General features: G+C 71.4%; 8 protein-coding genes. 3 read left to right on the forward strand and 5 right to left on the reverse strand.

Annotated elements, in window-relative coordinates:
* Nucleotides 1-182: 182 nt before the first annotated feature.
* Nucleotides 183-1,628 carry a cytochrome P450 gene (locus AC067N_RS36815; RefSeq protein WP_478683309.1) on the reverse strand — a complete coding sequence of 482 codons (1,446 nt, stop codon included), beginning with the start codon at nt 1,626-1,628 and terminating at the stop codon, nt 183-185.
* Between the two features lie 309 nt (nt 1,629-1,937).
* Between AC067N_RS36815 and AC067N_RS36820 the strand changes: the two genes are divergently transcribed.
* The 3 genes from AC067N_RS36820 (at nt 1,938) to AC067N_RS36830 (ending at nt 4,253) form a co-directional block, all read left to right on the forward strand.
* Nucleotides 1,938-2,714, forward strand: a complete 777-nt coding sequence (locus tag AC067N_RS36820; RefSeq protein WP_478683310.1) for a VC0807 family protein — start codon at nt 1,938-1,940, stop codon at nt 2,712-2,714.
* Between the two features lie 4 nt (nt 2,715-2,718).
* The gene (locus AC067N_RS36825; protein WP_478683311.1) at nt 2,719-3,705 is read left to right on the forward strand and encodes an aldo/keto reductase; all 987 of its coding nucleotides are present in this window, start codon (nt 2,719-2,721) and stop codon (nt 3,703-3,705) included.
* A gap of 233 nt (nt 3,706-3,938) precedes the next feature.
* Entirely contained in the window at nt 3,939-4,253 is a 315-nt protein-coding gene (locus AC067N_RS36830) for a hypothetical protein (RefSeq protein ID WP_478683312.1), read from the forward strand.
* Here AC067N_RS36830 and AC067N_RS36835 read toward each other — a convergent pair whose 3' ends face one another.
* From AC067N_RS36835 to AC067N_RS36850, 4 genes are read right to left on the reverse strand one after another with little or no spacing between them, the layout of a single operon-like run.
* A complete protein-coding gene (locus tag AC067N_RS36835) occupies nt 4,254-5,468 on the reverse strand; it encodes an NAD(P)/FAD-dependent oxidoreductase (protein WP_478683313.1) in 1,215 nt (404 codons plus the stop codon).
* Nucleotides 5,465-6,493 carry a dTDP-glucose 4,6-dehydratase gene (rfbB, locus tag AC067N_RS36840; protein WP_478683314.1) on the reverse strand — a complete coding sequence of 343 codons (1,029 nt, stop codon included), beginning with the start codon at nt 6,491-6,493 and terminating at the stop codon, nt 5,465-5,467. The genes AC067N_RS36835 and rfbB overlap by 4 nt, the downstream gene beginning before the upstream one ends.
* Complete coding sequence (locus AC067N_RS36845; protein ID WP_478683315.1) at nt 6,490-7,557, reverse strand: glucose-1-phosphate thymidylyltransferase; 1,068 nt, start codon at nt 7,555-7,557, stop codon at nt 6,490-6,492. Before AC067N_RS36845 ends, rfbB begins: the two co-directional genes overlap by 4 nt.
* Nucleotides 7,558-7,603: 46 nt before the next feature.
* Nucleotides 7,604-7,798, reverse strand: coding sequence for a ferredoxin (locus tag AC067N_RS36850; protein ID WP_468105210.1), 195 nt, complete (start codon nt 7,796-7,798; stop codon nt 7,604-7,606).
* Nucleotides 7,799-7,862: the final 64 nt, after the last annotated feature.

The following is a 7,862-nucleotide window of genomic DNA, read 5'->3' on the forward strand; positions in this document are numbered from 1 at the left end:
CTCGACTTCCGGCCGCGTATTCCGGCCGGATCCGACTCCCGCGCGACCTGCGAGACGATCGATGGTTGCTGTGCGATCGGTGGTTCCGGTGTTCGTCATACTGGCGGCTGCCGGGGGATCAGTCCCGTGGGCAGCTCGTGATCTAGGGAGACTTCTACTTCTTCTCCCCTGGTCAGCGGCGTTCAGCGCCTACGGCGGGCGATCATCTGGAGGCCGCCGCGGGGCTGCAGGGTGATGTCGCTCGCGACTCGGACGGGCCCCTTGGCGACCGGCTCGAACTCCCAGTGGCGGCTGAGGGTTGCCAGGGCCATGACGCCTTCCATCTGGGCGAAGACGTTGCCGATGCACTGGCGGGGTCCGGCACCGAAGGGAAGGTATGCCAGCCTGGGTCGGCCGGCGGCCTTGGCCTGGCCCGCCAGCGGGTCGGACGGGTCGGTCTCGGTCAGGAACCGCTGGGGGGCGAACCGCTCGGGCTCGGGCCACCACGTGGGATCGCGGTGCAGGACGTACGGGCTGCAGATGACCACGCTGTTGCGCGGGATGTGGTAGCCGTTGGCCGTGTAGTCCTCCAGTGAACGCCGCACCAGGTTCCAGGCCGGCGGGTACAGGCGCAGCGCCTCGGAGTACACGGCGTCGGTGTACTTCAGGTCGGGCAGGTCATCGACGGTGGGCAGCCTGTCACCGAGGACCTCGTCGATCTCGGCGTGCAGCCGCTCGCGTGTCTCCGGATTGGTGCCGAGCAGGTGGTAGGCCCAGGTCAGGGCGCCCGAGGAAGTCTCGTGACCGGCCATCAGCAGGGTGACGGCCTCGTCGCGTACCTCGACATCGGTGAGGTGCTCGCCGGTGTCGGCGTCGGTGACGGTCAGCAGTACCGACAGCAGGTCCGCGCCGTCGCCGGGTCCCCTGCGCCGTTCCTCGATCATGGCGTAGACGATGTCGTCGATGTTCCGCAGGCCGCGCTTCAGCTGGCGGTTCGCGGGCAGCGGGAGACGCAGCAGGACCTTGCCGAAGGGGCTCAACTCCCATCGCAGCGGGCCGCCCTCGCGCGGGAAGGCGGTACGGATGCTTTCGGCGGCCTCGCTCTTGAGGGACACGTCGAAAAGGGTGCGGGTGACCATGCCGAGAGCGAGTTCGTACATGGACTCGTGGAAGTTGAACTTCTCGCCGTCGGTGAACCTTGCTGACGCCTCGTCGGCGATGGCGGCGAACGTGGAGCCGTACCCCGCGATGCGCTTGCGGTGGAAGACGGGCTGGATGAGCCGTCGCTGCCTGCGGTGGTAGGTGCCGACGCTGGTCACCAGCCCCTTGCCCAGGACGTTGCGGCCCAGGATGGTCTCGAGGTTGGCGCCCCAGTCGTCGGGGCCGGGGCCGGTCTTCTTGGTGTCCTTGTCGAAGCGGCGGCTGGAGGCGACGATCACGTCCTGGACGACATCGAAGTCGCTGAGGAGGAAGACCTCGTCCTTCCCCATGGGGATGCGGACCACGGGGCCGTGCTTGTCGCGCAGGCGGGACATGTAGCCCGGGATGTTGCGGATGACCTCGCGCATCTCCTTCAGGCCCAGGGAGTCCGGAGTGGGTATGGACTCGGTCGGCGCAGCCGACCCGGGAGTCGTTTGAACGTCGGTCACGGATGTCTCCTGGTCTGCGGAGGCTGACAGGGTTCGGTGTGCCGGGGCGGCGGTGCGCGCGTCGGATTCCTGCGGCCGCGGCGAAAAGGGGCATTTGCCCTGGTGGACCTGGCGCCCGACGCTAACACCGGGGAGCCGGCGGGCGATGGAGTGCCGCCGACTTCTAGGGAATTCCAAAGGGTTGGCGCGCTGAGGTCGGTGACGGCGGGCCCGTGGCCGTGATCGCCCGTACGCTGTGCGTATGCCGGACTGCCTCGGCATAGGGCGACCCGGTACCCGTTCCGTAGGCCCCCACCGGACGGAGAACTCATGACCAGCGGCGGAAGCACACTCCCGGGACAGTCCCCGAAGGACGCCGCCCGCGGACCGGCCGACGGTCAGGTCACCGCAACCGGCGCTCCTCGCACCGGCTCCGGGCCTTCGCTGCCGCTGACCGTCCTGGTGGACCTCGGTATACCCGTCGGCCTGTACTACGGGCTGACGGCGGCGGGAGTGAGCGATGTGATCGCGCTGACCGCCGGGGCCGTGGTCCCGGCGGTGGCGACGCTGGTGCGCTTCGCGCGGACGCGACGGGTGGACGTGCTCGGCGTGTTCGTGACGACGATGCTGGTGCTCGGCATCGTCGTGTCGCTGGCCGGGGGGAGCGCGCGGCTGCTGCTGGTGCGGGACGGCTGGCTGACGGCGGTGGCCGGACTCGGCTTCCTCGTGTCCCTGCGCGGCAGGCGTCCGCTGGCGTTCGGTTTCTCCCGCCGGCTGCTGGAGCGGCGTACCAGGGGCGGCCGGGACTGGGACCGACTCTGGGACGAGGAACCCCGCTTCCGGCGGATCTGGCGGGTCACCACGGTGATCTGGGGCATCGGGTTGCTGGTGGACTCAGGGATCCGGACGCTGATGGCGTACACGCTGCCGGTGCACGTGGTGCCCGCCCTCAACGGCGTCCAGTACGGCGTGTTCACCCTGCTGATGCTGGTGATCGTCAACATCTACCACGCACGCGCCGGTCTGTGGCCCATCCTGACGCCGGACCCCGGCACTCCCTCGGCCGGCGGCCAGGACACCGGGGCCGGCCCTCACCGACGAGGATGACTACGTGTTGCACACTCAGCTGGGCCGGACGGGTCTGCGCGTCAGCAGGCTGGTCCTCGGCACCGTGAACTTCGGCGGCCGGGTGGAGGAACCCGAGGCGCACCGTCTGATGGACCACGCCCTCGCCGAGGGCATCAACTTCGTCGACACGGCCAACATCTACGGCTGGCGCGTGTACAAGGGGCACACGGAGGAGGTCATCGGCAGATGGCTGGCCAAGAGCCCCTCCCGGCGTGACGAGGTGGTCCTCGCGACCAAGGTCGGCGACCCCATGGGAGACGGTCTCAACGCGCACGGGCTGTCCGTGCGCAACATCGTCGCCGCCTGTGAGGCGTCGCTGCGGCGGCTCGGCACGGACTGGATCGACCTCTACCAGATGCACCACATCGACCGGTCCGTGGGCTGGGACGAGGTGTGGCAGGCGATGGACCTGCTCGTCGCCCAGGGCAAGGTGCGGTACGTCGGCTCGTCCAACTTCGCCGGCTGGGACATCGCGTCGGCCCAGGAGGCGGCCCGGCGCCGGAACACGCTCGGCCTGGTGTCCGAGCAGTGCGTCTACAACCTGGTCACCCGGCACGCCGAGTTGGAGGTCATCCCCGCGGCGCGGGCCTACGGCCTCGGGGTGCTGGTGTGGTCGCCGCTGCACGGTGGTCTGCTCAGCGGTGTCCTGCGCAAGCTGCGGGAGAACGACGCCGTGAAGTCGGCCCAGGGGCGGGCCGCCGAGGCCCTCGACCGGTGCCGCGACACCGTCGAGACCTACGAGAAGCTCTGCGCCGACCACGGTCTCGATCCCGCGGAGGTGGGGCTGGCCTGGGCACTCTCACGCCCCGGTGTGACGGGCGTGGTGATCGGCCCGCGGACGGAGCGGCATGTCGACGGGGCTCTCTCCGCGCTGCGTTCCCCTCTGCCGGAATCCTTCGTGGCGAGGCTCGACGACCTCTTCCCGCCCGTCGGACGCGGCGGCCCGGCGCCCGACGCATGGCTGTCCTGACGGACCGCCCCCACGGGTGAGGCCGTGCCACCGCGCCGCCCGCCGGGTGAACGCCCCGACCTACCGTCGGGAGGGCCGGGTGGCTGAAGCCGTGACGGTCACGCCTCGCGCCCGGCCTCGCCTTCGCCCACGCCCTCGACCTCGCCGCCCTAGCCGCCGCCCGTCGGCTGCACCGGCCGGAGTGCCGTGGCCGGCCGGCGCGGACGCCGGCAACGCCACGGGCGGCCCGTCCTGTGATCCACCGGGCGGCGCTGCACGGCGAACGCGAACCGCTGTTGGCGACCGGCCGCACCCCGTCCGCGGCACGCACCGCCGCGGACGGCGGCCCCGCACTCCGCTCCGGTGTGCACGGTCGCGGCCGGATCGCCACCCGGCCTGCGGGGCGGCCTGATCCTCGGGGAGGGGTCACCCTGGCGGTCATCGCCGGCTCCGGCTCGCCGTTCACCTCACGAGGACGGCCCCCGGACGCACGGTCCTTCGCCGACGGCCGCGGCACCACACGGGAGGCCCTCGCCTTGATCGAGCCGGCGACCGTCGACAGCTCGTGATCAGTGCCCCTGGCCGGCAGGGGCCGCCGTGGGCAGCCCCGTCCACACGGCTTCGCTCTCCACCAGGGGCCGGATCTGCTGGGCGGAACGCGGCAGGTTGACCGCGACGGCGCCGCGGACCCGGTCCCCGGCGCAGTAGACGGCCGTGAACCTGCGTTCGGCGGGGCTGCCTTCGACGATGTGGCAGCGGTCGGTACCGGCGAGCTCACCGAACACCTGGATTCTCAGGTCGTGTTGGTCGGTCCAGAAGTACGGCAGCGGCGCGACGGGCCGGGCGCCGGCGCCGGCGAGGATGTTGCGGGCGATCGCGACCGCCTGTTCGGTGGCCTGTGTGCGGTGCTCCCACCGTCTGCGCCGTCCCGTGCGCGGGTCGGGCCGGTTGGCGATGTCGCCCGCGGCCCACACCCCGGGCCGGGCCGCGCCCAGCTCGTCGCAGACGACGCCGTCCCCGACCCGGACCCCGCTGCCCGCCAGCCACTCGGTGTTGGTGAGTGAACCGGTCGCGACCAGCACCACGTCCGCCGGCAGACGCGTCCCGTCGGCAAGCAGGACTCCGGTGGCGGCGCCCGCCTCACCCGTCACCCCGGACACCTTCCCCCGTCGTACGCGCAGCCCGAGATCGCGGTGGACGGCGGCGACCAGTCCCGCCGCCTGTGGCCCGAGCAGGTCGAGCAGCGGTACGGGGTCGGTGCCGACCAGGGTGACGTCGGCCCCCAGGGAGCGGGCGGCGAGGGCCGCCTCCGTGCCGAGCAGACCGGCCCCGGCCACCACCAGCCGCCGTCCTTCACCCAGGGCCGCTCGCAGGGCGAGGGCGTCGTCGAGGGTGCGCAGGACGTGGACGCCCTTCAGTCCCCGGGTGCCGGGCAGCGTGCGGGGGCGGACGCCGGTCGCGACGACGACCGCGTCCGCGCGCAGCCGGCTGCCGTCGGCCAGTTCGACCGCGCGGCCGGCCGTGTCCAGCCGGGTCGCGGCGGTGCCGAGGCGCAGGTCGATACCGAGGCGGTCGTGGACGTCGGGCCCGCGCAGCCGGATGCGGTCCGGCTCCCACTGGCCGGAGAGGATCTGCTTGGACAGGGGCGGCCGGTCGTACGGCGCGTGCGGTTCGGCGCCGACGATGGTGAGGCGGCCCTCGTAGCCCTGCCGTCTGAGGGTCTCGGCGGTGGTGGCGCCGGCGGCGCCCGCACCGACGACCACGATGGCGTCGAGGCCGGTCAACGGGTCACCCCCGCGGTCGGTTTGAGCGGCTCCCACCAGGCCCGGTTCTCCCGGTACCAGGCGACGGTCTCGGCGAGGCCGGCGGCGAAGTCCTGGCGCGGCCGGTAGCCCAGCTCGTCGCGGATCTTGGACCAGTCGACGCAGTAGCGGCGGTCGTGGCCCTTGCGGTCCGTGACGTACTCGACGCGGTCGGGCGCGGCGCCGCAGGCGTCGAGGAGGAGGTCGGTCAGACGGCGGTTGGTCAGCTCGGTGCCGCCGCCGATGTTGTAGACCTCGCCCGCGCGGCCGCGGGTGCGGACCAGTTCGATGCCCCGCACGTGGTCGTCGACGTGCAGCCAGTCGCGTACGTTGCCGCCGTCCCCGTACAGCGGCACCTTGTGGCCGTCGAGGAGGTGGGTGACGAACAGCGGGATCACCTTCTCCGGGTGCTGGTGGTGGCCGTAGTTGTTGGAGCACCGGGTCACCCGCACGTCCAGGCCGTGGGTGCGGTGGTGGGCGAGGGCCAGCAGGTCGGAGGACGCCTTGGACGCGGAGTAGGGGGAGTTGGGGAGCAGCGGGCTCTCCTCCGTCCAGGCCCCGGTGTCGATGGAGCCGTACACCTCGTCGGTGGAGACGTGGACGAAGGTGCGGACGCCGTGGCGCAGGGCCGCGTCGAGCAGGGTCTGGGTGCCCAGGACGTTGGTGCCGACGAACTCGGCGGAGTTCAGGATCGAGCGGTCCACATGGGACTCGGCGGCGAAGTGCACCACCTCGTCGTGGTCGGCCATGAGGTCGTCGACGAGTTCCCGGTCGCGGATGTCGCCCTTGACGAAGGAGAACGCCGGATGGCCGTGCACGGGGTCGAGATTGGCCGGGTTGCCCGCGTAGGTGAGCTTGTCGAGGACGGTGACGGTGACACCGGCCGGACCGCCGGGTCCGAGCAGGGTCCGCACGTGGTGGGAGCCGATGAAGCCGGCGCCGCCGGTCACCAGGATGCGGGCCGCACCCGTGACGGCGGCGGACGGGTCGGGGTTCGGTCGGGTCATGAGGAGATCTGCACCCGCCCGTGGTCGCCTATCACGAGCCGGTGGGTGGCGGGCATGCGAGGGCCCAGGGAGACCCGTACGTTGCGTCCGACGAGGGAGCCCTCCACACGGCGGATGCTGTCGAACCGGGACTCCCTCAGGATGATCGAGAACTCGATCTCGCTGTTGCGGATGACGCAGTCCTGCTCGATGGACGTCGACGGCCCGATGTAGGAGTCCTCGACCACCGTGCCGGGGCCGATGATCGCCGGCCCCACGATGCGTGAGCCGCGGATGACGGCACCGGCGTCGATGTGCACGCGGCCGACGATCTCGCTGGTCTCGTCCACGTCCCCGTCGACGCGGTGCTCCAGCAGGTCCAGCAGTCTGCGGTTGACGTCGAGGATGTCCGCGGCGTTTCCGGTGTCCTTCCAGTACCCGTTGATCACGGTGGTGCGCACGTCGTGGTCCCGTTCCAGGAGCCACTGGATGGCATCGGTGATCTCCAGCTCGCCGCGAGCGGAAGGACGGATGGCGCGCACCGCCTCGTGGATCGCGGGGCCGAAGAGGTACACGCCGACCAGCGCGAGGTCGCTGCGGGGCTGCTCGGGTTTCTCCTCCAGGCGTACCAGCCGTCCGAGGTCGTCGAGTTCGGCCACACCGAAGGCGGACGGGTTGGGCACCCGCGTGAGCAGGAGCTGGGAGTCCGGACGCTCCTTGCGGAACTCGTCCACGAAGTCGGTGATGCCTCCGAAGACGAAGTTGTCGCCGAGGAACATCACGAAGTCGTCGTCGCCGAGGAAGTCACGGGCGATGAGGACGGCGTGGGACAGGCCCAGCGGGGCGTCCTGGCGCAGGTAGGTGACGTCGAGTCCGAAGTCGGAGCCGTCGCCGACGGCTTGCCGGATCTCGGCCTCCGTGTCGCCGACGACGATCGCGACCTCGGTGATCCCGGCGTCCGCGATCGCCTCCAGGCCGTAGAAGAGGATGGGCTTGTTGGCGACCGGCACCAACTGCTTCGCCGAGGTGTGGGTGATCGGCCGCAGCCGGGTGCCCGCACCGCCCGAGAGCACGAGAGCCTTCACGGTTTCCATCCCGCCTAACTGGTGTCGTGGGTGAGGGTGGCGGCGGTCAGGACTGCAGCTCGATCGCGCCCGAGGGGCAGATCAGCTCCGCCTCGGTCACGGCGTCGTGCAGGTCCTGCGACGGCTCGGGCTGGAGCAGCTCCACCAGACCGTCCTCGCGGTTCTGCTCGAAGACGGCGGCGGCGGCCAGCACGCACTGACCGGCTCCGACGCAGCGCTCACGGTCCACATTGATCTTCACGGTTCGTTCCTGTTCCTTCGGTCGGTTGGGTTCGCGGTGCGCCAGGCCGGCGGACGGCGGGTGC

It is taken from the genome of Streptomyces sp. NPDC042364, from assembly GCF_056437585.1.